Below are 26,422 nucleotides of genomic sequence, written 5' to 3' on the forward strand. Positions count from 1 at the left end.
GCCGCTTCCCTGCCCCTCTCCGTCCTGACCGCTCTCTCCCCGGTCGATGGCCGTTACGCCAGCAAGGCCGAGTCCCTGCGCGAGCACTTCAGCGAGTTCGGTCTGATCCGCGCCCGAGTCATCGTCGAGGTACGTTGGCTCCAGCGTCTCGCCGAGCATCCGCAGATCACCGAGGTACCGCGCCTCTCCGCCGAGGCCACCGCCTTCCTCGAGGCTCTGCTGCGTGACTTTTCCCTAGAGGATGCCGAACGCATCAAGACCATCGAGCGCACCACCAATCATGACGTCAAGGCAGTGGAGTACTTCATCAAGGAAAAGATCGCCGCTCAGCCGGAGCTACATGCCGTCAGCGAATTCGTGCATTTCGCCTGCACCAGCGAAGACATCAACAATCTCTCCCACGGGGTGATGCTGACCGACGGCCTGAAGAGCCTGCTGCCGGTGATGCACAGGGTGGCGGACGAGGTCGCCAGGCTGGCCCATGCGCACGCCGCCCAGCCGATGCTCTCGCGAACCCATGGTCAAACGGCGACCCCCACCACCCTGGGCAAAGAGATGGCCAACGTCGCCTATCGCCTGCGCCGCCAGCTCGCGCAGATCGAGGGCGTCGAAATCCTTGGCAAGATCAACGGCGCGGTGGGCAACTACAATGCGCATCTCGCCACCTACCCGGAGGTGGACTGGGAAGCCAACGCCCGCAGCTTCGTCGAGGGGCTGGGGCTGACCTTCAACCCCTATACCACCCAGATCGAGCCCCACGACTACATCGCCGAGCTGTTCGACGCGATTTGCCGCTTCAACACCATTCTCATCGACTTCGATCGGGACATCTGGGGTTACATCTCGCTTGGCTACTTCAAGCAGAAGACGGTGGAGGGCGAGATCGGCTCCTCAACCATGCCCCACAAGGTCAATCCCATCGACTTCGAGAATTCCGAGGGCAATCTGGGGCTTTCCAGCGCCATCCTCGGCCATCTGGCCCAGAAACTGCCGATCTCCCGCTGGCAGCGCGACCTCACCGACTCCACGGTGCTGCGCAACCTCGGTGTCGGCCTGGCCTACGGCCTGATCGCCTACGAGGCGTCGCTCAAGGGTATCGGCAAGCTCGAGGCCAACCCGGCGCGCATCGCCGAGGACCTCGACGCCAGCTGGGAAGTGCTCGCCGAGCCGATCCAGACCGTGATGCGCCGCTACGGCATCGAGAAGCCCTACGAGAAGCTCAAGGAGCTGACCCGCGGCAAGCGCATCGACCAGACTGGCTTCGCCGCCTTCATCGACACGCTGGAATTGCCTGATTCAGTCAAGACCGAACTGAAGGCGCTAAGCCCGGCAACCTATATCGGCAACGCCGAAGCCCAGGCGAGAAACCTATGAGTCCCGATACTCCGCTGCCCATGCTTGGTGGGCTGACCGCCGCCGAGTTCCTGCGCGACGTCTGGCAACAGAAGCCGCTGTTGATCCGCGGCGCCTTTCCCGACTTCCAGTGCCCGCTGGATCCCGACGAGCTGGCAGGGCTCGCCTGCGAAGAAGGGGTCGAGGCACGGCTGGTGGAGGAGCACGGTACCGACGGCCCCTGGCAGGTCAGCCACGGCCCCTTCGACGAGGCCGTATTCGCCGAACTGCCCGAGCGCGACTGGACCCTGCTGGTGCAGGCCGTGGACCACTACGTGCCGGAGGTGGCCGAGCTGCTCGAGGCCTTCACCTTCCTGCCCCGCTGGCGACTCGACGACATCATGATCAGCTATGCCCCGCCGGGCGGCAGCGTCGGCCCGCATGTCGACCAGTACGACGTCTTCTTGCTGCAGGGCAGAGGTCAGCGCCGCTGGCAGCTGGGTGGCAAGGTCGGCGACGACGCCCCCATCCTCGACGGCATCGACCTTCGCATCCTCGAACACTTCGGGGTATCGCCGGAAGATGACTGGGTGCTGGAGCCGGGCGACATGCTCTACCTGCCGCCCGCCTGGGCCCACCATGGCATCAGCCAATCCGACGACTGCCTGACGCTCTCGGTCGGCTTCCGTGCTCCGTCCGCGGACGAGGCCATCACCTCCTTTGCCGACTACCTCGGTGAGCAGCTGCCGGCATCGAGGCGCTACGCTGATGCCGGCATGGCGCCGCCCGAGGACCCGGCCGAACTCGACGATGCTGCTGTGGCGCGCATGCGCCACCTGATACTGGACACCCTGGACGACCCGGCCCAGCTGGCCCAGTGGTTCGGCCGCGTAATGACACAGCCCAAGTACGCCGACCAGCTCGTCCCCGCCGAGCATCCCACCGATCCCGGCGAACTTGTTGCAGCACTACAGGAGGGCGAGGCGCTGGTACGAAGCCCCGGTTCGCGCTTCGCCTGGCGGGCCCTCGATGACGACCGTGCGACCCTCTTCGTCGATGGAGATGGGCTGAACTGTGCCCGTCCGCTGGCCCTCGCCTTGGCCACTGATGCCCCGCTGGACGAGAGCCTGCTCGCGCTGCCCGGCGCCGACATACTGCTCGCCCGCCTGCTCGATATCGGCAGTCTCGATTGGCCCGAGGACTTCGCGGAGGAGTGAAGCCATGGACGTCACCATCGAAATACGCGAAGGCGACTGGACGGCATTCGGCGACGCCGCCGGCGAGATCCGCCGGATCGTCTTTATCGAGGAGCAGCAGGTCTCGCAAGAGGAAGAGTGGGACGGCCGCGACCCCGAGTGTCGCCATTTTCTCGCCCTCAGCGATGGCCGGGCAGTGGGCACCGCTCGGCTGCTTCCCGATGCCCATATCGGCCGGGTAGCCGTGCTTGCCGAGGCCCGTGGCCTAGGGATCGGCGTGGCCCTGATGCGAGCCGCCATCGAAGCCGCCCGTCGCGACGGCCATGCCAGAGTAGAGCTCGCCGCCCAGACCCACGCCCTGGCCTTCTACGAGCTTCTGGGATTCCTGGCCTATGGCGACGAGTTCCTAGACGCCGGAATTCCGCACCGCAATATGCATCTCGCCCTGGACGGCTGAGTCGGGTTCCACGTCGTTTCTGCGGAAGCCCGACTACAGGAAATGCCCCGTCCCGCCCCTTTGTGTAGTCGAGTTACAACGTCCTCTTCCCCCAAGGGTCAATTGCTAAAGCCCGTCACCTGGGGCCATAGTGGCATCCATGGTGAGAGTGAAACAGTTGTTTGCCAACGGACCGAGGGCTCTGGAACGGCAGCTGGCATGACCTCCCTCGACATTCGACCAAAGTCGTAAAGACAAGCCCCGGCAACTGGTCGACCCTGACATCACTTCGCAGATGCAGCATAACGCATTCCCGAATAATGCAGCAGGCGATCCCAGCGGCCGCGACAGCGTTTTTCCGACATCGCATTAACGCGATTCCACTTCTGACCCGAAGGATGGCCCCATGACGACATTCAAAGACGAACTCAAGGCTCTGGCTCAACTGCGCGAAGCCCAGCAGGGCAAGTGGGACAACATCAACCCCGAGCATGCCGCCCGCATGCGTGTGCAGAACCGCTTCCAGACCGGCCTGGATATCGCCCGTTACACCGCCAAGATCATGCGCGATGACATGGCGGCCTATGACGCCGACGGATCTCAGTACACCCAGTCACTGGGCTGCTGGCACGGCTTCATCGGCCAGCAGAAGATGATCTCCATCAAGAAGCATTTCGGCACCACCAAGCGCTCCTATCTCTACCTCTCAGGCTGGATGGTTGCCGCCCTGCGCTCCGAGTTCGGCCCTCTGCCCGATCAGTCCATGCACGAGAAGACCAGCGTGCCGAGCCTGATCGAGGAGCTCTACACCTTCCTGCGTCAGGCCGATGCATGGGAGCTCAACCACCTCTTCCGTGACCTGGAAGAAGCCAGGAAAGCCGGGGACCAGGTGAAGGCCGAGGGGATCATGGCCAAGATCGACGGCTTCGAAACACACATCGTGCCGATCATTGCCGATATCGATGCCGGCTTCGGCAACGCCGAGGCCACCTACCTGCTGGCCAAGAAGATGATCGAGGCCGGGGCCTGCTGCATCCAGATCGAGAACCAGGTCTCCGACGAGAAGCAGTGCGGCCACCAGGCCGGCAAGGTCACGGTGCCCCACGAAGACTTCATCGCCAAGATCAACGCCGTGCGCTATGCCTTCCTGGAACTGGGCGTGGAGGATGGCGTCATCGTCGCCCGCACCGACTCCCTGGGCGCCGGCCTGACCCAGAAGATCGCCGTGACCAACGAGCCCGGCGACCTCGGCGACCAGTACAACAGCTATCTGGACGGCGACGAGATCGAGAAGGCCGAAGACATCAACAACGGCGATGTCGTAATCAAGCAGAATGGCAAGCTGGTCAAGCCCAAGCGCCTGGCGTCTGGCCTCTACGAATTCAAGCCGGGCACCGGCGAGGATCGCGTGGTGCTGGATTGCATCACCAGCCTGCAGAACGGTGCCGATCTGTTGTGGATCGAGACCGAGAAGCCCCACGTCGGCCAGATCGCTGGCATGGTCAACCGCATTCGCGAAGTCTGCCCGGATGCCAAGCTGGTCTACAACAACTCGCCCTCCTTCAACTGGACCCTGAACTTCCGCCAGCAGGTGTTCGACGCCTGGGAGAAGGAAGGCAAGGATGTCTCCGGCTACGATCGCGCCGATCTCATGAACGCAAAGTACGATGACACCGAGCTAGGCCAGCTGGCCGACGAGTGGACTCGCAACTTCCAGCGCGACGGCGCCCGCGAGGCCGGGATCTTCCACCACCTGATCACCCTGCCGACCTACCATACCGCGGCCCTGTCCACCGACAACCTGGCCAAGGGTTACTTCGGCGACGAAGGCATGCTGGCCTATGTGGCCGGGGTGCAGCGCAAGGAGATCCGCGAAGGCATCGCTACCGTCAAGCACCAGGACATGGCCGGCTCCAACATCGGTGATGACCACAAGGAGTTCTTCCACGGCGAGGCGGCACTCAAGGCCGGCGGCAAGGACAACACCATGAACCAGTTCGGCTGAGGCCACTGGCGGTAACGACAGGACCCATAGGGAGGCCGATTGGCCTCCCTTTTTTCATATTGTGACTCGTCCTATGGCGCTACACTCATTGGCAGGAATTCCAGCGTGCTGGCCAATCCGGTTCGCGATGGATAGACTCGGCAGGAACACTGTCCACTAACCTGTTATCACCCCTTCGGACCGAGTGTTCGTCACGGACATCAAGGAGATTCTGCATGAAACGCCTTCTTCCTATTCTGGCCATCAGCATCCTGACCCTGGCCGGCTGCGCCAATACCGCCCCCTATTCGGGCAACGTCTACAGCGGTAATCAGGCCAAGACGGCCCAGAACGTGACCTTCGGCACCATCACCGCCCTGCGCCAGGTGCAGATCCAGGCCGACAGCCGTGCCGGTGGCCTGCTCGGCTCCGGCGGTGGTGCCGTGATCGGCGGCCTGCTCGGCAATCAGGTGGGCGGCGGCAGCGGACGCCAGCTAGCTACCGTGGCCGGCGCCATCGGCGGCGCCGTGGCCGGCACCAAGGTCGAGGAGGCGACAAACCGCATCACCGCCTGGGAAATGGAGATCCGTCAGGACAATGGCCAGAACGTAGTCGTCGTGCAGAAAGCGGACCAGAACTTCCAGGTTGGTCAGCGCGTTCGCCTGATCGGTAGCGGCAGAAACGTCAGCGTGGCCCCTTACTGAGGGCGCGGACGGCCGCCCCGGTCTGAAAGAGGAGCGGCCAACCATCCACACTGGCAATCAACAAGAAAGGCCCGCGGAGCGATCCGCGGGCCTTTCTTGTTCAGCTCTTGCTCGTTCAGGTCGGGACATCCGGCTGAGACCGGGCCACCTTCATTACTCAGTGCATATCGACCTTGTTCTTGACCCAGCCGGCCAGCTTGGTGCCGATCAGAGCCACCAGGGCAAGCACGATCACAGTGAAGAGCATGTCCACGGGGCGCACGATGAAGGTGGCGCCGAGCACCGCGAGGGCCGGACACCATATCCAGCGATCATCCTCGCTATGCAGCACGGCAGGCAGCAGCGCGTCGAGAATGCCGCTGACGGAGGCCTCCCAGCGCTTGAGGAAGAGAAACAACAGCAAGGCGAAGGCGATCAGCCAGATAAGGGTCAAGGTCATGGCACACTCCATGGAGGGGGTCGGTAGAAGGGAAGCGGATATTCGATGTCCCGCAAGGGTATCCCTGCCCGTCAGGCCACGCAACCGTACGAAGGTCCCCGACCACAGGCCCCCGTGAGGCGTGAATGTGACTCAGGCTCGGCCATCACATCCTGAATTTCTTCCATGCCCCTGACAGCTGCTTGACTGCCGCGTTACCATGTCGTGCTACATGCACTCACCGAAAGGTTCATCAATGCAGATTGCGCAGAATTCCGTTGTCGCGTTCCATTACACCCTGACCAACGACGAAGGTGAGGTGCTGGACAGCTCGGAAGGCCGTGAGCCGCTGACCTACCTCCACGGCGCCGGCAACATCATTCCGGGCCTCGAGAAAGAACTGGAAGGCCACGCCACCGGCGACAAGCTCCAGGCCAAGGTTTCCCCCGAAGAAGGCTATGGCGAAGTTCAGCCGCAGCTCGTGCAGGAAGTGCCGCGTGACGCCTTCCAGGGCGTCGACAACGTCGAGCCGGGCATGCAGTTCCAGGCCCAGACCGAAGGCGGCCCGCTGATGGTCACCGTGACCAAGATCGAGGGCGACACCGTCACCGTCGACGGCAATCATCCGCTCGCCGGCCAGCCGCTGAACTTCGACGTGGAGATCGCCGAAGTCCGCGAGGCCAGCGATGAAGAAGTCGAGCACGGCCACGTGCACGGCGAGGGCGGCCACGAGCACTGAACGAAGGTGCCGACCGCCGAAGCGGCGAGTCTGGAATCGCCAAGGGGCAGCCAAGGGCTGCCCCTTCGTCGTTCAGGGGCAGGGTTCATGCGATCGAGTCATTTACTTGTCTCATCGGTCTCATCACCACCCCGCCGCCAGGCAAAGTAGCGTGCCAACCAGCCCAGCAGGCGCTCCGGCTTGTGAGCATTCTTCCAGACCCCGGCCGTGGCCTTGACCGCCTCGCTGTGGGTCGGATAGGGATGGATGGTGCCCAGCAGCTTGTTAAGCCCGATGCCGCGGGTCATCGCCAGGGTGAACTCGGCGAGCATCTCCCCGGCTCCCTGGCCGACGATGGTGGCCCCCAGAATCCGGTCTCGGCCGGGCACGGTCAGCACCTTCACGAAGCCGCGAGTACTGCCCTCGGCGATGGCGCGATCCAGCTCGCTCAACGCGTAGCGTGTGACCTCGACCTTGGTGCCCGCCTCGAGGGCCTCCCGCTCGTTAAGCCCGACCCGAGCGACCTCTGGGTCGGTAAAGGTGACCGCTGGCAGGGCACGATAACTCACCCGAAACCGCTTGAGCTCGCCGAACAGCGCATTCACCGTGGCATGCCAGGCCTGGTGGGCACTGGCATGGGTCAGCTGGTAGGGGCCCGCCACATCGCCGCAGGCCCAGACATTGGGCAGCACGCTCTGCAGGGACTCATCCACGGCCAGGGTGCCATCGGGGCGCGTCTCGACGCCGAGGCCCTCCAGACCCAATCCCTCGACACTGGCCTGGCGCCCTACCGCCACCAGCAGGTGCGAGAAGGGCAGCTGCTCGATCAGCGCCTCGCCCTGGGCGTCGTGCCGCTCGACCTCCAGCGCATGGCCACCGCCCTCCTCGGCCACCACCCGCAGCGCCCGGGTGCCGAGGTGGACCGCCAGGCCCTCCTCGCACAACCGGCCTTCGACCTCGCTGGCCACGTCCAGGTCTTCCCGGGGCAGCAGCTGGCCGCCCATCTCAACCAGCGCCACCCGGCTGCCCAGCCGGGCGAAGCTCTGCCCCAGCTCGCAGCCGACAGGGCCACCGCCCAGCACCACCAGGCGGTCTGGGAGGGTCTCGAGTTGCCAGAGGTTATCGGAGGTGAGCACCTCGATATCGTCAAGGCCCGGCAGCGGCGGCACCCGTGGTCGCGCCCCGCTGGCGATGATCACATGGCGCGTGGTCAGCACCCGCTCGCCCGCTGCCTCATGGATGCGCACTCGCCAGGGGTCCTCGAGGACAGCATCCCCGGCGATCACATCGACACCCAGGCTCTCATAGCGCTCGCGGCTGTCGTGGGGTTCCACCTCGCGGATGGCACGCTGGACGTGTCCCATCACCGCAGCGAAGTCCACCTCGGGCTCTCCGGCGCTGACCCCGTAGCGCGGGGCTTCGCGGATCTCGCTGGCGACACGCGCGGCGCGGATCAGTGCCTTGGAGGGAACGCAGCCGGTGTTGAGGCAGTCACCCCCCAGGCGGTCGCGCTCCACCAGCGCGACTCGAGCCTTCACGGCCGAGGCGATATAGCTCGCAACCAGCCCGGCCGATCCCCCACCGATCACCACGATATCCTGATCGAAGTGGCGCGGGCGGTCGAAACGGCGGGCCAGTTGCCGCCGCTTGCCCAGGGCTACCAGGGCACGGGCCAGCCAGGGAAAGAGGCCGATCAGCACGAAGGAGCCGATCAGCCCCGGGGAGAGGACCCCGGAGAGCGATTCCAGATCACCAAGTTCCCGCCCCGCATTCACGTACACCGCCGTGCCAGGCAGCATGCCGACCTGACTGACCCAGTAGAAGGTCCACAGCCGCATGCGGGTCAGCCCCATCACCAGGTTGATGACGAAAAAGGGAAAGAGCGGGATCAGTCGCAGGGTAAAGAGATAGAAGGCCCCCTCTCGATCGATGCCCGCATTGATACGGGCGAGTTGCTTGGCGAAACGCCGCTCCAAGGGGGCGCGTGCCAGAGTACGGGCGATCAGCGCGGCCAGCGTGGCTCCAAGCGCGCTGGCGAAGGAGATCAGCAGTAGCCCCCAGCCGAAACCGAACAGCGCCCCCCCGAGCAGGGTCAGCAGCGTGGCACCAGGTAGCGAGACGGCGGTGATGGCCACGTAGGCAAGGAAGAAGCCGCCGGCGACCGTCAGCGGGTCGGCGGCCAGCCAGGCCTGGAAGCGGTCCTGTTCGGCCTGCAGGTTGGACAGGGTCAGGACCTGGTCGGCCCCACTGAGAAAATAGGCCGCGACCAGCAGGGCGATCACGGCCGCGAGTATCAGGCGTCGTCGGGTCAAGGGAGGGCTCCGGTGGTGAAGGGAAGGGGTAAATGGTGAACGTCTTGCTATGAGGAAAAACGCGGCTCTGTCGTGACGAGGCGAAGTCCCTTACAGTAGCAATATTATTGAACAGGGGTTGTACGGAACCCAAGGCCGGAAAGAGCCTCCAACCTACCACCCTTGACCGACGGAGACACCCCATGAACCTGTTGACCCGCCCCACCTTGCGCCATGTCGTACTACTTGCCCTGCCGACCGCGTTTGCCATCGCCGGCACCACCCAGGCCGATGACGAGACCGCCAGTGCCGTTTTCGCCGGCGGCTGCTTCTGGTGCATCGAGGAAGCCTACGACCAGGTCGAGGGAGTAAAGGCCACCACCTCCGGCTACAGCGGCGGTAACACCGAGGACCCGACCTACGAGCAGGTCACGGGTGGCGATACTGGCCATGCCGAAGTGGTCAAGGTCGACTATGACCCCGACCAGGTGGATTACGAGACCCTCTTGCATGTCTTCTGGCGCAACATCGACCCCTTCGCGGTGGACCGCCAGTTCTGTGACAAGGGCAGTTCGTACCGCAGCGCCCTATTCCCCATGGATGCGGAACAGCGCGAGTTGGCCGAGGCCAGCAAGGAAAGTGTTGCCGAGCGCTTCGACCAGCCCATCGCCACCGAGATCAACGACTTCGAGGCCTTCTATCCGGCCGAGGCGTATCACCAGGATTACTACATCGAGAATCCGGTACGCTATCGCTTCTACAAGTCGGCTTGCGGCCGCGTCGAGCGGCTCGAGGAAGTCTGGGGTGAAGAGGCCAGCGCCACCTCGGCTTCCTGATGCTCGCGGCGTTCGCGCCGCAACAGCCAGGCAGCGAGACCCAGGGTCACTGCCAGCATCAGCCAGGAGGCCAGCGCTACACCGTTCCAGCCAGCGGTCTGCCAGAACGGCTCCAGCCAGAAGCCACCCAGGCTGGCGCCGGTGTAGTAGAACACCAGGTAGAGAGCCGAGGCACTGCCCCGCGCCGAACGGGCCCGACGCCCCACCCAGCTCGAGGCCATGGAGTGAGCCAGGAAGAAGCCGAAGGCGTTGAGGGTCAACCCGACGATGATCCACCCCAGCGACTCGGCCAGGGTCACCGCCGTACCGCCAATCAGGATCAGGATCCCCAGCATCATGCACACTGGCTGTGACCAGCGCCCGGCCAGCCGGCCCGAAAGCGACGAACCCAGGGTGCCACCCAGGTAGGTCAGGAAGATCAGCCCGAGCACCCGGGTACCCAACCCGAAGGGAGCCTCGGCGAGCCGGAAGGTGATGTAGCTGTACTGGTTGATGAAGATCAGGAAATTGAGCCCGCCGAGCAGGTAGGCGCCGAGCAGTAGCGGATTGCGCAGATGGCCTCCGAGGTCTGCCAGGGCAACGCCCAGCTCGAAGCGCCGAGGCGTGAAGGCGCGGGCGGCGGGTAACAGCTTCCAGAACAGCACTAGCCCGACCAGCGTCATGGTCCCGACCGCCAGGAAGCTGCCCGGCGCCCCGCCGATTTCGGCTACGGTGCCACCCACCACCCGGCCACTGATGCCACCCAGGGAATTGGCACCGATATACAGCCCCACCGCCGAGAGCAGGGCCGGTCGTTCGAACTCGTCCCCCATCCAGGCGATCGCCACCGCCGGCAACCCGCCCAGCATGAAACCCTGCAGGGCGCGCATCACCAGCAGCGTCTCAAAGTTCGGCGCGAATGCCAGCCCCAACGAGAGCAGGCCAGCCGCCAGCAGGGTCAGGCGCATGATGGCGTCGCGACCGATGGCATCCGAAAGCGGGCCGAATACCAGCAGCGAGCCGGCCAGCGCGAGAGTCGCCACCGACATCACCAGGCTGATCCCCAGGGTCGAGACTTCATAGGTCTCGCGCAGCGCCGGCAGCAGCGGCTGTGGGGCATAGAGATTGATGAAGACCAGAAAGGAGCCCAGGCACAGGGCCAGGGTCGCGCGCCACCAGGAATGTGTATGTGGAGCGATCATGGTGTTCTCCGGCTCACCGAAACACCGTGGGGCTCTCACTTCGCCCGACAGCCGAGCGTCTCGGCTGAGTAGAACTTGCAAGACCTCGTGATGGCCTATCGTTAGGCGCCTTGGAGATTCTAGCCCTCGCCGGAGTCGCCCAGCCGCTGGGCCAGTTGGGTCGGCTCCAGGGTCCGCCTCGCCTGCCAGAAGTGGCGTTGCCAGTAACGGTTGTCGAGCTTGGAGATCATCACGCCCCGGGAGGTGGAGGCATGCAGGAAGCGGCCCTCGCCGACATAGATGCCCACATGGCGGTAGACCCCGGGAGGACGGAAGAACACTAAGTCACCGGGACGCAGAGCATCCGGATCGACCTCTTGGCCAGCGTGCACCTGTTCCTCGGTGGTGCGCGGCAGCTCGAAGCGGAAAGTATCGCTGAAGACGTTCTGCACCAGGGCCGAACAGTCCACCCCGCGGAAGCTGCTGCCACCCAGCCGGTAGGGTGTACCGACCCAGCGCTCATGCTGGGCCAACAAGGCCCGGCGGATCAGTGTCGGCGGCGGGTTGTGAAGACTGCGGGCCTCCAGGATGGGGTTATCCACGGGAGACATCAGAGGGTCGGCGGAAATCCCCGGCAGGTCCCGGGCAAAATAGTCATCGGTGACCTCTTCCTCGATGCCACTCGACGTGGCACAACCTGCCAGCAGCGTCAGGGTTGCCCCCATGACGGTGATACGACACACGCGTTTGACCAGCATCCGGCGACGACCTCATTCCCTGAGCCGCACCCGTCCCGTCGACGCCCTGCGTCTTTCGGTCCCCGGGTATTGTCGCTGTGGGAGTGCTGCCGGAAAGGCCCGGGATCACTGCCAGAGCGGCCTGTCAACGGCTCGCTGCCTGGTGAAGGCTCCCGACAGGAGGAGCCATGTCATCAACAGCGGTGACTATAAACCAGAGTTTATTATCAAGGCGAGCGCTCAGTGGAGGGTACGACTGTCGCCGGGCAGAGTATCGATGTGCAGCGGCGCCCAGTGCCGCGGCCGTGCCCCGGGAAAGTCAATGCTGGCCCAGGCCCCCGCCAGTGGTGGTGCGCCCGAGAGCCAGGCCACCAGCGCCTGGCGGAAACCGGCCAGGAAGCTCTCGCGCTCCGGGGTCTCGCCCATGAAGAACGAGAAGCCGGCGTACAGGCCGCGTGCAAACTCCTCCCAGCCCGCATAGTGCTTACCAGCTAGCCCATGGGCACGCTCGAGCAGCTTCAGGAACGCCACCTCGCCGAGCCATCCCAGCTGGCGGCCGGCAATGGCCAGGTCAACGGCCTGGGCGATGTCCCAGGCGGCCAGATCGACCTCGTTGCAGCCGTCCTCGTTGTCCCTGACACGCTGCAGGCGCAGCAGGTGAGCCCCCTCCTCCTCGCTGCACTCGCCACTCTCCAGGGTGGCGATCTCCGAGGCCAGCCGCCCGTGGTTGAGCGTGTAGGGCGCATAGTTGATCTGGTACTCCTGGCGATCGCCGACCTCGATCAGGTACTCGAGGAACTCGCCAAGCTCCGACTCCCCATGGAGGGCATAATGCCCATCGACCCAGTCATGGATGGCCGCGCATTCGCGCTCGCTCTCCGGCTGCGGCAGGCTCCAGGCCGGACTATTGAGCGGCCCGACCAGGGCCATGGCGGTGAAGTGGGCGAGCGTCGGCCGCGGTCCGGGCTCGAGCCAGGCCCCGCCCCGCCAGTCGAGCCAATGGAAGAGGCTGCCGGGGTCCTCCAGGTGCCAGCGAATCTCGGCGACCATCGGCGGCTGTTCGGGCTCGGGCAGCAGACTTTCCCAGTGGGCCCAGGCCTGCAGCAGGCGACGCGCATCGGGATAGAAGCGGCACAGCGAGCCCTGCAGCGCCTCGGCCAGCCTCGCCAGGCGACCAGCATCGAAGTCCCCGCTGTCCATGGCCATCTGCAGATGGAAGGCGAACTTCTCGGCCATATGAATGGTGGCAGCATGGCGGCTTGCTTGCCTGAGGGCATCGCGGCTCGCCAACTCGTCCGCGATCGGGTGACCGAAGGGCGTCTCGGCCGGCGGCAGGGCACCATGGGCAGCATCCGCCGCCAGCTGATTGAGATGATGGGCCTGGGCCGGCAGCCAATAGCGGGAGAGCGCCTCGACGCCTTCGTCGGCATGCAGATCGAGGGTCTCGACAAGGTAGCCGCGCGCCTCCTCGCGACGCGCGGCCGGCAGGTCGGGAAGCGGGCCCTGGCGGGCGCCGAACTCGGGCTCGCGTACCGCGGCCAGCGCCAGGATCCAGTGGCGAGGATCACCACGCCAGGCCCGCAGGGCGACGCGCGAAGCCTCGAGGAGTTCCTCCAGGATCAGCCCCTGCAGGGCCGGGCGCCAGGGGCTCACCGGCGAGTGCAACAGCAACAGCCAGTCCGCCTCGAGGGAAGGCAGCAGATTGCGGCCCTCGAAGAGGCTGCGCCCGCGCTGGAAGGCCCGTGCCAGTGCCGCCCAGTCACTGTAGCGACGCAGCACCAGATCGGCCCCGTGGGCAGCAAAGTCTCGGGCCTCTTGTGTCTCGAGCCAGCCCAGGCAGGCACCCGCCCAGGCCATGTCGATCAACCGTAGCCAGTCCCAGGCGGCCCACTCCAAGGGTTCGCCCTGATCGAGGAAGCCCTGCAGCACCCGGCCATAGTCACGCTCGCCCCCTTCCAGCGCCTCCCACCACTGACGGCGCGTCGCGCCGTCCGCTTCTACCAGCCGACCGGCATCCAGGTCCCAGGCCTGACGGTCGCCCTGGGAGGCCAGCCACAGGAGGCTGCGCACCAGATCCTCGCGGTTGCGGATCTGCCAGTCCTCTTCCAGCCAGGCCTCCAGCCCCTGCCAGTCCTGCGGGCCGGCGGGCAGCTCGACGACCGGCGAGAAGGCGGCGCGCAGCCGCCAGACCTGATCCTCGGGCGCGGTCGGCCAGAGCTCGAGCGGTGTGGCATGGGTGGCGAGCCACTCCCGCAGCATGTCCCAGGTCACGCCATCCCCGTCGTGCTCCAGGGCCGAGAGGGCCTCGCAGGCATCAAAGAAGCCGTCGTCGCCACGCACCCACCCCTCGGCGCTGCGGGCATGCCGCAACGCCTCCAGCCAGGCATCGAGGGTCGAATGATGGGCACTGACCTCCTCGGCCAGCCGTTGGGCCCAGGCGCGGGCACGCGTTTCACCAATCCAGCTCGCCGCGCCGCCCAGGGCGAGGATCTCCAGGCCAGCCAGCAGCCTGGCCGGATCGACGCTGGAGCCGCCGGTTCCCAGGGCCTCCAGCAGGCACCAGCCCAGCTCGCCTCGGTCGGTCACCCCGAGGGCGGCCAGTCGTTCGACGGCCGCCTCCGCCGGCACCGTCAGGGGATCGGGCGTGAAAGCCCAATCACACAGCACCAGTTGCTGGGCCCACCAGGCGTTCAAGGGATCGACCAAGGCTCACCTCGCGATAAAAACGAAACTGGAACATGCCGTGCGGCGCAGCGCAGCAAGTCGGCGCCATAGTGTAGCGGAAAGCATTGCCGGCGCCGATGGCCGAGTGGCCACGGGCCGTGAAAAACCGGAGGGAATCGGGGCTTGGCGGCTTGTTTTAAATAATGCACACTCGTCCAACAAGATGATCAAAACCAACGAGGAATCCCCATGTCCGCGGAACCCCAGCTGCTGATCGACAAGGCCTATGTGGCCGGCCAATGGCGCGATGGCGAGCGCCGCTTCGCCGTGACCAACCCCGCGACCGGCGAGACCCTGGCGGAGATTCCCGACCTCGGCGCCGAGGATGCCCGAGAGGCCATCTCCGCCGCGGCAGATGCCTGGCCAGCATGGCGGCGGCGCACCGCCAAGGAACGCGCCAACCTGCTGCGCGCCTGGTTCGACGCCATCATGGCCAACCAGGAGGCCCTGGCACGGCTGATGACCCTGGAACAGGGCAAGCCGCTTGCCGAGTCTCGCGGCGAGGTGGCTTACGGTGCCTCCTTCGTGGAGTACTACGCCGAGGAAGCCAAACGCGTCGCCGGCGAGACGCTGCCCAGCCACGGCGTGGACAAGCGCATTCTGGTATTCCGCGAGCCGATCGGTGTAGTGGCGGCCATCACCCCCTGGAATTTCCCGCTGGCAATGATCACTCGCAAGTGCGCCCCGGCCCTGGCCGCCGGCTGTCCAGTGGTCATCAAGCCCGCCGAGGCCACTCCGCTGACCGCCCTGGCCCTGGTGAAGCTCGCCGAAGAGGTCGGCTTCCCCGCCGGGGTCATCAACATCGTCACCGCCTCACGCCCGGCCGAGATCGGCGAGGTACTGACCACCGACCCGCTGGTGCGCAAGATCTCCTTCACCGGCTCCACCCCGGTGGGCAAGAAGCTGCTGACCCAGTGTGCCGGCACCGTCAAGAAGGCCTCCATGGAGCTGGGCGGCAACGCCCCCTTCATCGTCTTCGACGACGCCGACCTCGATGCCGCCGTCGAGGGGGCGGTGGCTTCCAAGTACCGCAACTCCGGCCAGACCTGCGTCTGCACCAACCGCGTGCTGGTCCAGGCGGGTGTCTACGACGCCTTCCTGGAGAAGCTGGCCGCCCGAGTCACCCAGCTCGAGGTCGGCAACGGCCTCGATGAGGGCGTTGTCCAGGGCCCCCTGATCAACCAGGCCGCCGTGGAGAAGGTCGAATCGCATATCGCCGATGCCCTCGAAAAGGGCGGCAGGCTGGTCTGCGGCGGCGAGCCCCATGCGCTGGGCGGTACCTTCTTCCAGCCGACTATCATTGCCGACGTGACCCCCGAGATGAAGGTCGCCACTGAGGAGACCTTCGGGCCCCTGGCGCCGGTGTTCCGCTTCGAGACCGATGAAGAGGCCATCGCCATGGCCAATGCCACCGAGTTCGGCCTCGCCGCCTACTTCTATGCTCGCGACTATCGCCGTATCTGGCATGTCATGGAAGGGCTGGAATATGGCATGGTGGCAGTGAACGAAGGCATCCTCTCCACCGAGTTGGCTCCCTTCGGTGGGGTCAAGGAATCAGGGCTGGGACGCGAAGGGTCGCGCCACGGCCTGGATGAGTACACTGAACTAAAATACGTCTGTGTCGGCGGCCTCTGATCGCCCGCAACGTCTCAACAAGGAGGCAAGATTCATGAACAACGCACAGCTCAACGAACTCAAGCAGCGCTATGTGGCCAACGGCGCCGCCAGCCCGGCCACCCAGTTTGCCGACCGCGCCGAGAACGCTCTGGTGTGGGACGCCGACGGCAATCGCATCATCGATTTCGCCGGCGGCATCGGCGTGCTTAACGTCGGTCACCGCCACCCCAAGGTGGTGCAGGCGGTCAAGGACCAGCTCGACAAGGTGATGCACACCTGCCAGACCGTGATGCCCTATGAGGGCTACGTGAAGGTTGCCGAGAAGCTCAGCCAGGTCACCCCGGTGCGCGGCCATGCCAAGGTAATGCTGGCCAACTCCGGGGCCGAGGCACTGGAGAACGCCGTCAAGGTCGCACGTGCCGCCACCGGCAAGAACAACGTGATCTGCTTTGACGGCGGCTATCACGGTCGTACCTTCATGACCATGGCCATGAACGGCAAGGTCGCCCCCTACTCCACGGACTTCGGCTCCATGCCGGGCAACGTCTTCCGCGCCCCTTACCCGGTGCCCTACCACGGGGTCAGCGAGGACGAGGCCCTGCGCGGCCTGAAGATGGCGCTCAAGACCGATGCCAACCCCAAGGATACCGCGGCCATCGTGCTGGAGCCGGTGCTGGGTGAAGGCGGCTTCTATCCGGCGCCGGCGAGCTTCCTGAAGGCGATCCGCGAGATCTGCGACGAGCACGGCATGCTGATGATCGTCGACGAGGTCCAGTCCGGCTTCGGGCGTACCGGCAAGATGTTCGCCATCGAACACAGCGGCATCGAGCCCGACATCATCACCATGGCCAAGAGCATGGCCGACGGCATGCCGATCTCCGCTGTCGTGGGCACCGACAAGCACATGGACGCCTCCGGCGCCAACTCCCTGGGCGGCACCTACACCGGCAGCCCGGTCTCCTGTGCCGCCACCCTGGCCGTGCTGGAGGTCTTCGAGCAGGAGAACATCCTCGAGAAGAGCCAGGCACTCGGCGACAAGCTGGCCAAGCGCTTCGAGCAGTGGCAGCAGACCTACGACTGCATCGACAACGGCCGCAACATGGGTGCCATGGCCGCCGTCGACCTGGTCTCCGACAAGGCCAACCACACCCCGGACGCCGACCTGGCCGGTGCGCTGTGCAAGAAGGCCCGCGAAAAGGGGCTGATCCTGCTCTCCTGCGGCCTCTACGGCAACACCATCCGCTTTTTGATGCCGGTCACCATCGAGGATGAGATCCTCGAGGAAGGGCTCGCCATCATTGAAGAGTCCCTCAAGGAGCTGATCGGAAGCAAGAGCGCCGCCACCGCCTGATAGGGTACGACCGGAAGACGACGCACGACCCTACCGCCCGGCTGGAAACAGCCGGGCGTTTCAGTTTTCGAATACGAAGCGAACAAGCCAACCGTCACTTCCGGCCTGAAATCGCGCCTGGCCGTCGTAGCGACGCTGCAGGTGTCCAATCAGGCGCTCTAGCCGGACGCGCGCTTCCTGCGGCCCCGAGTGCCAACGAACCTCCATCGTCAGGTGCAATTCATCATAGATGAGTGTCACGGCCAGCTCGACCTCTGCCCCCTGACTCCATACCTCCTCGCACAGCTCCACCAGCGCCGGGCTGGCTCGATGGATCACGTCCGGCCGGGCCCCCCAGGCGGCCCCTTGACGTTCCATGAAACGGAATATCTCATCTCCGGCAACGCGACCCTTCCAGCACGCCTGTGCCCGCCGTGACACGCCGAACCCCATCAGCAGGTGCAGGCAAACGGCCAGGGTCGTGGCAAAGGCCAGCGGACTGGTCAGGAAGGCCGCCGCCCAAGGCGGTGCCTGGGCGGCGGCCCCCGGCACCAGTTCCAGCCCCAGTCCGGCGATAAGGGCGAGTCCCACCACGAAGGTCCGCCGCGAGTCGAACAGTCGCGAAACGATCATCTCCAGCCCGGAGATGACCAGAAAACAGGCGATGTAGAGCAGCCCCGCCCCCATCACCGGAGCCGGCATCAGGGTGATCGCCGCCGACAGCTTGGGTACGAAGGCCAGGGCGATGAACATGCTGCCGACGACCATGGCGATATGCCGGGAGGTAGCGCCCGTGGCGGCGGTAAGTCCGATGTTGCCGGCGCTCATGGAGATACCGACGCCCCCTAGCACGCCGGAGGCCAGGTTGCCGACCGAGTCGGCGGCAATCCCACCCCGTATCGAGCGCATGTCAGGCCTTTTCCAAAGGACGTCGTTGGTCTTCTGGGCGCTGGTGACCAGGCCCAGCACCTTGATGTTGGCCGCCAGGCTCGCGATCACGAATGGCACGACGAGCAGCGGGCTGAACGAGAACTCCAGGGAGGGCACCGCAGGCAGACCGAACCAGGGCTGGGCCACCAGTTGGTCGAGCAGCGAGTGATCGACGACGCCTAACCACAGGCTCGATGCATAGCCGGCCAACAGTCCCAGCAGGTTCGCATAGAGTCGCACCCTACCGAACCGTGAGATGGTGAGGATCACCATCGAGGCAAGGGTGACGAGCCCCACCATCAGGGTATCGGGATCGACCATGCCCTCGTCGCCCAGCCCCAGAAGCATCGGTAGCGCAACCCTGATGATCGACAGGCCAGTCATCAGCACCACCACCCCGCACACCTCCGGCGGGAAAAGCCGCCGCAGCCGGCCCAGTACCTGGGCGAAGACCAGCCCGAACAGGCCGATCATCAGGGTCATCCCGAAGACGAGGGAAATCCCGCCGAGATTCACCGCCAGCAACAGTGGCGGCAGGTAGATGACCGAGGTGATCCCGGGCGCCAGGTAGCCACAACCGACTGGACCCAGCTGGCGGAACTGCAGCAGGGTAGTCAGCCCCATGGCGATCAGCGACATGCTCACGAGGGAGGCAATCTCTCGTGGCGCCAGCCCCCCTTCCAGGCCGATCAGCACAGGCACGGCCAGGTACATGAAGGCAATCAGCACGTGCTGCGCCCCCAGCACCAACAGCGCGACGGCCGGAGGACGGTCCTCCAGTCCGTATATAAGGTCTGCGGGAGTGGACGAGTCGCGCCTGAGCGCTACATAGAGGCGTGCCACCTCGATGGCAATTCCCCCTTGGGCGGCCAGGTTGTTGAGCAGTTGAAGGTCTGCAGCATTGAAGTGACGCGGCGACTCGCTGCCGACCACGACCACGCCGATCAGCCGGTTGCGCGACTTGATGGGACTGCAGATGATCGAACGCAGGCCCCCGTCGGCGAGCACCGGACGAGGATCTGCCTGCACGTCGTTGACGATCTCGCCTACACCGGTTTGCAGCACCGTCCCCAGCGGATCATCGCCGACCTCGAGGGTCGCGCGTGAATGGAAGGGAATGCCGCTGCACCGGAATCGTTCCAGGCTGCCCGTCTCCTCGTTGAGCAGGAACACGCAAGCGCTGTCGCACAGCAGGAAGCGTTTCGCCTCCTCGACCAGCAGGGCCATCACTTCACCGTCATCGGGAGCAGCCAATAGCCGGTCGGTGACCTGGTAAAGCATCGACAGCTCACGGTACTTGGCCAGCGACTCAGAGGCCAGGGCGCGGTTCTCTTCATTGAGCTCGGCACAGGCGGCCAGGAAGGCGGCCAACTCGTCGGCCCGTTCGCCCTCGACCTGGCCGATGAGGATGCCGCCGGCCCGGATCGGCTGTGGCAACCCGGTGCGATACCGCGGGTCGCCCAGCAGTCCCTGACCGCCGGGATCCGTGATCACCGCCGAGTCGAAGGGTGGTGTCGCAGTCAGTTCACGCAGTGCGGGCTGGCCCAGCAGGCGGCGCAGGATAGTGCCGTCGTCGGAGGACCCATCCACGAGCGCCGGTTCAGCCAGCCCCTTCGGAGTCATGTCGTCCGTGGCTCGATGACCCGGCGCGACATTGCCAGGAGCTCGTCGGGATCGAAGGGCTTGGTCATGTAGCAGTCGGCCCCCACCCGATCACCATGCTGGCGATCGTATTCCTGGCCCTTGGCGGTCAGCAGCACGACGTAGGCCGAGCGAAGCGAGGCATCGGCCTTGACTTCGGCGCAGACGTCGAAGCCGTTCCTGCCCGGCATCATGATATCCAGGATCACCATGTCCGGACGCTGGTCGCGGATTACGGCCAGGGCCTCTTCGCCGTCACCGGCAGAAAAGAGCGTCACCCCCTCGTCCTCTAGCTCCTCCAGGCTCTGCTGGATGAGGCGGCGGATATGGGGTTCATCGTCGCAGATCAGGATCTTGGCTCTCATGGAGACTCCTCCATGTCGGTGGTCGGGCCCGAATCGGCGACCGGTAACGTGAAGGCGAAACAGCTACCCTTCCCCGGCTCGCTCTGTACGCGTATTTCACCGCCCAGGTGCTCCACGATCTCGCGGCAGATCGCCAGTCCCAGGCCGGTTCCAGTCGGCTTCTCCGTCAGGGTGTCACCCACCTGCTGGAACTTCTCGAAGATCCGCCGCTGATCCTCGGGCGTGATCCCCCGCCCCGTGTCGCTGACGGTCAGTTCGACACTGCCATCCCCGAGGTCGGTGGCACTGCAGCGGATCCGCCCCCGCGGCGTGAACTTGACTGCATTCGAGATCAGGTTGATCAGCACTTGCACTACCCGGTCACGATCGGCAATGACCCGAGGCAGCGTCTCAGGCAGGGCCATCTCGAAGTGCAGTCCCTGCTGAGCATGCAGGGCGGCGGTGGCATCGGCGGCAAGCGCCATCAGCGTATGCGGCTCGACCGCCTCGAGGTGCCAGCACATCTTGCCCGCCTCGATCTTCTCGAGATCGAGCAGGTTGTTGATGAGCGTCGTGAGCCGCACCCCCTCGGTGAGAATGATCTCGATGTTGTCACTCACCTGGGTCATGGCCTCCCCCACCTTCGTTTCACGGACGTCGACCTGGGGCCACACATAGCGCTCCAGGCGGCGCTGGATGATACGTGTGAAGCCGAGGATTGAAGTCAGCGGGGTGCGCAGCTCGTGGCTGACGTTGGCCAAGAACACCGACTTGGCCACATTGGCCTGCTCGGCCGTTCGGCGCGCCTCCTCGAGCAGCTTCTCACGACGGCGCGACTCTCGGGTGACCTGGTCGAACACCCCCACGGCACGCGCCATCTCGCCTATCTCGTCGCGACGTGACTGGCCGGGCACCTCGACCACTGGCCGGCCCTCGGCCACCGAGGTCATGATGCCGATCAGCCGGGTGATCGGCAGCGAGATGGCACGTCCGATGTAGAGGGTGATCAACACCGCGAAGGCGATGCTGATCGCCGAACCGGCCATCAGCACCGCGGCCAGGCGCCCGACATGCTGTTCGGCCTGGTCGGCGGTTTGCTGCGCAGATTCCAACGACCGCTCGGCCAGCTCGGTGATGTAGCTCTGAAGCTGCTGGTAGTGGGCCATGATGCTGCTCAATGCCACGCTGTCGATCGGCGGACCGTCGATCAGGCGCTCCGAGACGGCCCGATGGATGGTCAGGAAATCCTCGATATTGACGATCACGTCCGATTCTCCGGTTCCCTCGACGTCACGCCTGAGCGCCTCGAAGGTCGCCTCGATACGCGAATAGCGCTGCAGGATCGATCGCCGGATCTCGACCAGCACCAGATCATCTTCGGGGAGGCGCTCGCGACGCTGGGCGTAGCGCAGCACATCGGCCTGCACTTCGGAGACACTCAGCAGTAGCTGGGTGGTGGAGGTCGTGGCTCGGGCCAGGGGGCCATGCACCACCTCGAGGAAGGCAGCGTGCTGACGCCTCAGCACCTGGTCGAATGCCAGGATGGCCGTCAGCATCAGCAGGATGATGATACCGGGTGCGATAAAGACCTGTGCCTTGATCGACCAGTTACCTGTCAGCGTCATGGCTGGGCCTCCCGGTTCGCGGTCAGGACCCGCCGGCCGAACAACTCGTCGCCACGATGGAGACCGCCTGACCTCTGGGCACCATTGCGTCCAGCGGGCGGCAGCGCCCCGCCCAGCACAGGGTGTACCCCCCTACCCGATCGGAATTCGCCAGGTGCACGGCGGGCAGCGGACCCAGGCCGGGGTGATAGTGCCACCAGCGACCCATGCGCACGGCCGTCGCGGGCGGCTCCATGCCGGCGCCGATCGACTCGATCCTCGCCTCGGTGATCAGCACACCGCCGGCCACCGCCTGGTAGTCCTCCTCCCACCAGCTACCCTCGACGCTGTGGCGCCAGCCCAGGGTCAGGGTGGCCGACGGCAGCACCAGGGCCGCAACAGCGGTGACGAGTCCCAGACAGCCAAGCGCCATATGCACCTCCATCAGGGCGACTCCGCCAAACCAAGCTCGCGGAAGTAGCGCAGCGCCCCCGGGTGAACCTCGACGGGGCGAATGGCCAGGGCACGCTCCAGGCTGATCGCGCGGGCCGCGGGATGAACGACATGGATCCGGTCCAGGTTGTCGTAGATTGCCCGGGTAATGCGATAGACCAGCGCCTCGGAGAGATCAGCGCTGGTAACGAAGAAGTTGTTGAGCGCCGCGGTGGGAACCGCCACCACCTGGCCGGGATAGCTGCCCGGCGGGATGGCAATGGGCTGGAACCGGGTACTGGCTGTCATGATGTTCGGTGGAATGGGCACGAAAAGCACCGCGGTGCGTCTCGCCGCCTCGCCCACTGCGGCCACACCGAGGCCCGCCGAGATGATCACCGCATCGAGCTCTCCGCTTACCAGCTGCTCGACACTCTCGCCGTAGTGCAGATACTCGACCTGAAGCAGGTCAGCATAGCTCAGGCCAGCTGCGCCCAGGATCGCACGGGCCGATATCTCGGTACCGCTGCGCGAGGCGCCGACCGAGACACGCTTGCCCGCCAGGTCTTCGAGTGCCGCGATGCCCGAATCCTTCCGCGCCAGCAGGTGGATGAAGTCCGGGTAGGCCGCCCCCACCAGCCGGATCCTGTGCCGCGCAGCAGCGAAGCCCGCCTCCTGCCTGCCTGCCCAGGCGTCCGCCAGGGTATCGCCTTGGGCCAGTGCCAGCACGCCGGCCCCACGCTGCAAGAGATTGAGGTTCTCTACGCTGGCCTGGGTGGAAACCACGCGGAAGCGATGCTCGGGAATGGCCTCTTCGAGGAGCACCTCCAGCTGCTGACCGATGGGGTAATAGACGCCGGAGGTACCGCCGGTGAGGATCGCCAACTCGCTCGCCGAAATGATGGGGGCCAGGCACAGCAGCACTCCCGCCAACAGGGCCCTGGCGCGCCACAGGAGGGCTCCTTCCGCCCCTCTCATGGCATAACCCCCACCTCGCGGAAGTAGCGGATGGCGCCCGGATGCACCTCTATCGGGCGAATCGCCATGGCGGTATCGCGGGAGATCACCTCAGCCGCCGGATGGGCGGCATGGATTTGCTTCAGGTTGTCGAAGATCGCCCGGGTAATCCGATAGACCAGGGTATCGGAGGCATCTGAGGTGGTAACGAAAAAGTTGCTTAGCGCCGCGGTGGGCACCGGCTCCGCCTGGTCAGGATAGCTATCTGCCGGAATGACGCTGGACATGAACATGCCCGCCCGGCGCTCGATAAAGTCGGGAGCGATGGGCACAAGCACTACCTGGGCCCGCTGGCTGGCCTCGATGACGGCCGCCACCCCCAGCCCGGCCGAGATAATTACCGCATCGAGCTCCCCCCTTACCAGCAGCTCGACGCTTTCGCCATAGTGCAGGTACTCGACCAGGGTCAGATCCGCATAGCTGAGACCCGCGGCCCCGAGCAGCGCCCGAGCGTTGAGCTCGTTGCCGCTGCGTGCGGCACCCACCGAGACCCGCTTGCCCGCCAGATCATCCAGGGAGTCAATACCGGCGTCTGCTCTGGCGAGTAGATGGATGAAGTTGGGGTAGGCGGCCCCGACCAGTCGAATGCGGGTACGCGAACTGGGGAAACCGGCAACAGGATTGCCTTCCCAAGCATCGGAAAGAATATCACCCTGGGCCAGGGCGATGATCCCCTCACCCTTCTGCAGCAGGTTGAGATTCTCGACCGAGGCCTGGGTCGAGACAACGCTGAAGGTGTGCTCCGGCAGTTCCTCGTCAAGTACTCCCTTGAGGGCCAGCCCGACGGGATAGTAGACCCCGGAGGTGCCGCCGGTCAGGATCGCGTAGTGATCCGCCATGGCTCCCAGCGACATCAAGGCACCGCAAATCAGGCCAAGCAGGCTTGTTGTTGTTCTCATTGTCTACCTCGGCGATGGGTGCCGCCAGAACCTCGGCTCAGCTCGGGCGGGCTGCCGAGCGGCACAGTACATCTGATCGAGATCTAGTATGAACTTAGTGCCAATCTGGAGGGTTGTCACCAATGCTCGTGAAAGGATGCCTTGGTCCCTCTCACTTCCCTGCCGACGCTGGGTTTGCCAATGGTCGTGGGTTACCCCACTATTCGGGCCACGGCAAACCGAACCAACCTTCATTCCGGCCAGAACGCCATGATCTTCCGCACTCTTGCCCTTCTGCGCTCCCTGCAGGGCGCTCATCACACGGTCAGCGATGCGCAGGCCAGGATCCAGCAGGCTTGTGACTATCGATGGCTGCGGCGCCAGCTGGGCCAGGGTATGCTCGGCTCGCGACACACCTCGCTGGCTGACGGCACTCCCGCCGTCTCGGTGGTGCTGCCCTTCGTGGCCACCCCAGGGCGGCGTCGCGGGGGCCGTTGGCCGGAGGCCCCCGACGAAAGAGAGCGCTGTTTCGTGGAAGGGACCCACGCCTGCCGGGCAGCGGGCGCGCCGGGCTACCGCAAACTGGAGAGCCTCTCTCAAGGACTGGTGCAGGGCGGCATGGCGGTGCTGAAGGACGCGGCACGCTTCCAGTACCTGCTCGATCAGCAGGCCCTGCGGCTTAGCTGGCGGCGCCCAGGCACCTTGGCGCCCGACCTCACCCGGCAGCTCGGCCACTACCTGTCCGACGGCGCTGCCGAGCGCCATGGCCTCTTCCTGTTGACCGTCAAGGTGCCTGCTTCACCTCCCGAAGGCGCGCCGAACGGTACCTGGCTAGACAACTGCCTGGATCGCTATCGGCGCATCCTGCCGACAGCAAGGCGCTAATCCATTGCTGTGGTCAGGTGGCTTACCATCTCCTCGGGCGGGATCCGACGCCCGGCAATAAGGAAGGTGGTCGGCGAGTCGACCAGGGCCCTCTCGCCGGTCAATGTCAGGCCGAGCCAGGCGAGCAACAGATAGGCAAGCAGCAGCAGGCCAAGCACTCCCCAGCCCATGTCGGCCACGCCGCGGACCAGCACCGCGCCGAGACGTCTCAGTACATACATGCGTTTTCCTAGATGCGGCCAGCCAGGCACGAAGTCAGATGAAACGCCTTCGCCCCGGCGCTGTGCCGGGGCGAAGGCGTTTCACGTCACTGCAGTCCGTCAGGCCTTCTTGACCTTGGCGATCACCCACAGCAGCACCACTGCGCCAACGATGGCGGTCACCAGCGAGCCGACGAAGCCGCCGGACTGCAAACCCAGCAGACTGAACAGGAAGCCGCCGATGACCGCGCCCACGACGCCGACGCCAATGTTGCCGAGGATGCCGAAGCCACCACCGCGCATGATATGGCCGGCGATCCAGCCCGCCAGGCCACCGATGATCAACCAGGCAATGATTCCCATGCTATGTGCTCCTTTTCGTTGGTTAAGACGTGAAGAGATGAAGGGATCTCGATAGTGCCTGGCCAGGCGCCGTGAGAAAAGCCTCAGAAGGCGGAACCGGGCTGGGAGAGAAAGGCCCGCTCCTCGCGGGTGGAGGCCCGTCCGAGGTCGGCATTACGATGAGGGTAGCGGCCGAATCGCTTGATCACGTCGCGGTGGCGCTGCTCATGGCGCAGGTTCTCCTCCAGCCCCGGCTGGGCGAACAGGCGCATGGCCTCGTCATGGATCGCCAACGATTCGCTGTGCATGTAGGGCATGAACAGGAAGGCACGCCATGGCACCTCCAGCAGCCGGTCAGCACGCTGGGCGACTGCCTCCTGGGCCAGCACCAGGGCCACCGGGTCCCAGGCGAAGGCACGGGACGAGCCCCGATGGATATTGCGTGGAAACTGGTCGAGCACGATCACTTCGGCTAGACGGCCGCGGGCGCACTCTCGCCACTGCCAGAGCTCTCCCCGTCCCGCGGCCTCGAGCCAGTCACCGAAACGCCGAGCGATCTCGGCATCCAGGGCCGGATCCTTGCGAAACCACTGGGCGGGCGTGAGTTCCCTGAACCAGAAGTCGATCACTGCCTGCGGGCGACGCTCTTCCATGATGGTCTCCTGA

The 26,422-nt window shown here is 65.2% G+C and carries 24 protein-coding genes; 10 read left to right on the forward strand and 14 right to left on the reverse strand.

Annotated features, from left to right (window positions below; translation table 11 throughout):
- Positions 1-9: 9 nt before the first annotated feature.
- The 5 genes from purB (at position 10) to BMY30_RS05760 (ending at position 5,652) form a co-directional block, all read left to right on the forward strand.
- On the forward strand, positions 10-1,374 hold the full coding sequence (purB, locus tag BMY30_RS05740; protein ID WP_089711587.1) for an adenylosuccinate lyase: 1,365 nt from the start codon (positions 10-12) through the stop codon (positions 1,372-1,374).
- The gene (locus BMY30_RS05745; RefSeq protein WP_089711486.1) at positions 1,371-2,549 is read left to right on the forward strand and encodes a cupin domain-containing protein; all 1,179 of its coding nucleotides are present in this window, start codon (positions 1,371-1,373) and stop codon (positions 2,547-2,549) included. Before purB ends, BMY30_RS05745 begins: the two co-directional genes overlap by 4 nt.
- A gap of 4 nt (positions 2,550-2,553) precedes the next feature.
- A complete protein-coding gene (locus BMY30_RS05750; RefSeq protein WP_089711488.1) occupies positions 2,554-2,985 on the forward strand; it encodes a GNAT family N-acetyltransferase in 432 nt (143 codons plus the stop codon).
- Positions 2,986-3,370: 385 nt separating this feature from the next.
- Positions 3,371-4,969 carry an isocitrate lyase gene (locus BMY30_RS05755; protein WP_089711490.1) on the forward strand — a complete coding sequence of 533 codons (1,599 nt, stop codon included), beginning with the start codon at positions 3,371-3,373 and terminating at the stop codon, positions 4,967-4,969.
- A 215-nt stretch (positions 4,970-5,184) separates the two neighbouring features.
- A complete protein-coding gene (locus BMY30_RS05760) occupies positions 5,185-5,652 on the forward strand; it encodes an outer membrane lipoprotein (protein ID WP_089711492.1) in 468 nt (155 codons plus the stop codon).
- A 157-nt stretch (positions 5,653-5,809) separates the two neighbouring features.
- On the opposite strand, the gene BMY30_RS05765 is transcribed toward BMY30_RS05760, so the two are convergent.
- Positions 5,810-6,091: a hypothetical protein gene (locus BMY30_RS05765; protein ID WP_089711494.1), complete on the reverse strand. Its 282-nt coding sequence runs from the start codon at positions 6,089-6,091 to the stop codon at positions 5,810-5,812.
- Between the two features lie 235 nt (positions 6,092-6,326).
- Here BMY30_RS05765 and BMY30_RS05770 point away from each other — a divergent pair, with 235 nt between their 5' ends.
- On the forward strand, positions 6,327-6,809 hold the full coding sequence (locus BMY30_RS05770; protein WP_089711496.1) for an FKBP-type peptidyl-prolyl cis-trans isomerase: 483 nt from the start codon (positions 6,327-6,329) through the stop codon (positions 6,807-6,809).
- A gap of 98 nt (positions 6,810-6,907) precedes the next feature.
- Here the strand turns inward: BMY30_RS05770 and BMY30_RS05775 are convergent, their stop codons facing one another.
- Entirely contained in the window at positions 6,908-9,100 is a 2,193-nt protein-coding gene (locus tag BMY30_RS05775) for an FAD-dependent oxidoreductase (protein ID WP_089711498.1), read from the reverse strand.
- A gap of 182 nt (positions 9,101-9,282) precedes the next feature.
- Between BMY30_RS05775 and msrA the strand changes: the two genes are divergently transcribed.
- Positions 9,283-9,915, forward strand: a complete 633-nt coding sequence (gene msrA, locus BMY30_RS05780; protein ID WP_089711500.1) for a peptide-methionine (S)-S-oxide reductase MsrA — start codon at positions 9,283-9,285, stop codon at positions 9,913-9,915.
- Here the strand turns inward: msrA and BMY30_RS05785 are convergent.
- The 3 genes from BMY30_RS05785 to BMY30_RS05795 all read right to left on the reverse strand — a co-directional run bounded on the left by BMY30_RS05785 (position 9,837) and on the right by BMY30_RS05795 (position 14,518).
- The gene (locus BMY30_RS05785; protein ID WP_089711501.1) at positions 9,837-11,096 is read right to left on the reverse strand and encodes an MFS transporter; all 1,260 of its coding nucleotides are present in this window, start codon (positions 11,094-11,096) and stop codon (positions 9,837-9,839) included. The two genes, msrA and BMY30_RS05785, sit on opposite strands and share 79 nt — an antisense overlap.
- Positions 11,097-11,215: 119 nt before the next feature.
- The gene (locus BMY30_RS05790) at positions 11,216-11,833 is read right to left on the reverse strand and encodes a C40 family peptidase (RefSeq protein ID WP_244516130.1); all 618 of its coding nucleotides are present in this window, start codon (positions 11,831-11,833) and stop codon (positions 11,216-11,218) included.
- Between the two features lie 219 nt (positions 11,834-12,052).
- Positions 12,053-14,518: a DUF1266 domain-containing protein gene (locus BMY30_RS05795; RefSeq protein ID WP_089711503.1), complete on the reverse strand. Its 2,466-nt coding sequence runs from the start codon at positions 14,516-14,518 to the stop codon at positions 12,053-12,055.
- Between the two features lie 207 nt (positions 14,519-14,725).
- Here BMY30_RS05795 and BMY30_RS05800 point away from each other — a divergent pair, with 207 nt between their 5' ends.
- Together BMY30_RS05800 and gabT are read left to right on the forward strand one after the other, a co-directional pair.
- A complete protein-coding gene (locus BMY30_RS05800; RefSeq protein WP_089711505.1) occupies positions 14,726-16,171 on the forward strand; it encodes an NAD-dependent succinate-semialdehyde dehydrogenase in 1,446 nt (481 codons plus the stop codon).
- A gap of 34 nt (positions 16,172-16,205) precedes the next feature.
- A complete protein-coding gene (gene gabT, locus BMY30_RS05805; protein WP_089711506.1) occupies positions 16,206-17,504 on the forward strand; it encodes a 4-aminobutyrate--2-oxoglutarate transaminase in 1,299 nt (432 codons plus the stop codon).
- A gap of 60 nt (positions 17,505-17,564) precedes the next feature.
- Here gabT and BMY30_RS05810 read toward each other — a convergent pair whose 3' ends face one another.
- Genes BMY30_RS05810 through BMY30_RS05835 form a run of 6 tightly spaced genes read right to left on the reverse strand, consistent with a single transcriptional unit; the run spans position 17,565 to position 24,350 of the window.
- Positions 17,565-20,036: a solute carrier family 23 protein gene (locus BMY30_RS05810; RefSeq protein ID WP_089711508.1), complete on the reverse strand. Its 2,472-nt coding sequence runs from the start codon at positions 20,034-20,036 to the stop codon at positions 17,565-17,567.
- Positions 20,033-20,419 carry a response regulator transcription factor gene (locus BMY30_RS05815; protein ID WP_089711510.1) on the reverse strand — a complete coding sequence of 129 codons (387 nt, stop codon included), beginning with the start codon at positions 20,417-20,419 and terminating at the stop codon, positions 20,033-20,035. The genes BMY30_RS05810 and BMY30_RS05815 overlap by 4 nt, the downstream gene beginning before the upstream one ends.
- Positions 20,416-22,023, reverse strand: coding sequence for a HAMP domain-containing sensor histidine kinase (locus BMY30_RS05820; RefSeq protein ID WP_089711514.1), 1,608 nt, complete (start codon positions 22,021-22,023; stop codon positions 20,416-20,418). The genes BMY30_RS05815 and BMY30_RS05820 overlap by 4 nt, the downstream gene beginning before the upstream one ends.
- Positions 22,024-22,045: 22 nt before the next feature.
- The gene (locus BMY30_RS05825) at positions 22,046-22,435 is read right to left on the reverse strand and encodes a DUF1850 domain-containing protein (protein ID WP_089711591.1); all 390 of its coding nucleotides are present in this window, start codon (positions 22,433-22,435) and stop codon (positions 22,046-22,048) included.
- An 11-nt stretch (positions 22,436-22,446) separates the two neighbouring features.
- The gene (locus BMY30_RS05830) at positions 22,447-23,412 is read right to left on the reverse strand and encodes a TAXI family TRAP transporter solute-binding subunit (RefSeq protein WP_089711515.1); all 966 of its coding nucleotides are present in this window, start codon (positions 23,410-23,412) and stop codon (positions 22,447-22,449) included.
- Positions 23,409-24,350, reverse strand: coding sequence for a TAXI family TRAP transporter solute-binding subunit (locus BMY30_RS05835; protein ID WP_089711517.1), 942 nt, complete (start codon positions 24,348-24,350; stop codon positions 23,409-23,411). Before BMY30_RS05835 ends, BMY30_RS05830 begins: the two co-directional genes overlap by 4 nt.
- Before the next feature lie 249 nt (positions 24,351-24,599).
- Between BMY30_RS05835 and BMY30_RS05840 the strand changes: the two genes are divergently transcribed.
- Positions 24,600-25,214 carry a hypothetical protein gene (locus tag BMY30_RS05840; protein ID WP_089711519.1) on the forward strand — a complete coding sequence of 205 codons (615 nt, stop codon included), beginning with the start codon at positions 24,600-24,602 and terminating at the stop codon, positions 25,212-25,214.
- Here BMY30_RS05840 and BMY30_RS05845 read toward each other — a convergent pair.
- From BMY30_RS05845 to BMY30_RS05855, 3 genes are all read right to left on the reverse strand, one after another.
- Complete coding sequence (locus BMY30_RS05845; RefSeq protein ID WP_089711521.1) at positions 25,211-25,435, reverse strand: hypothetical protein; 225 nt, start codon at positions 25,433-25,435, stop codon at positions 25,211-25,213. The two genes, BMY30_RS05840 and BMY30_RS05845, sit on opposite strands and share 4 nt — an antisense overlap.
- A 99-nt stretch (positions 25,436-25,534) precedes the next feature.
- Positions 25,535-25,777: a GlsB/YeaQ/YmgE family stress response membrane protein gene (locus BMY30_RS05850; RefSeq protein ID WP_089711523.1), complete on the reverse strand. Its 243-nt coding sequence runs from the start codon at positions 25,775-25,777 to the stop codon at positions 25,535-25,537.
- Between the two features lie 83 nt (positions 25,778-25,860).
- A complete protein-coding gene (locus BMY30_RS05855) occupies positions 25,861-26,409 on the reverse strand; it encodes a DUF924 family protein (protein ID WP_089711526.1) in 549 nt (182 codons plus the stop codon).
- Positions 26,410-26,422 lie beyond the last annotated feature (13 nt).

It is taken from the genome of Halomonas daqiaonensis (genome assembly GCF_900109725.1).
Taxonomy (GTDB): Bacteria; Pseudomonadota; Gammaproteobacteria; order Pseudomonadales; family Halomonadaceae; genus Halomonas; species Halomonas daqiaonensis.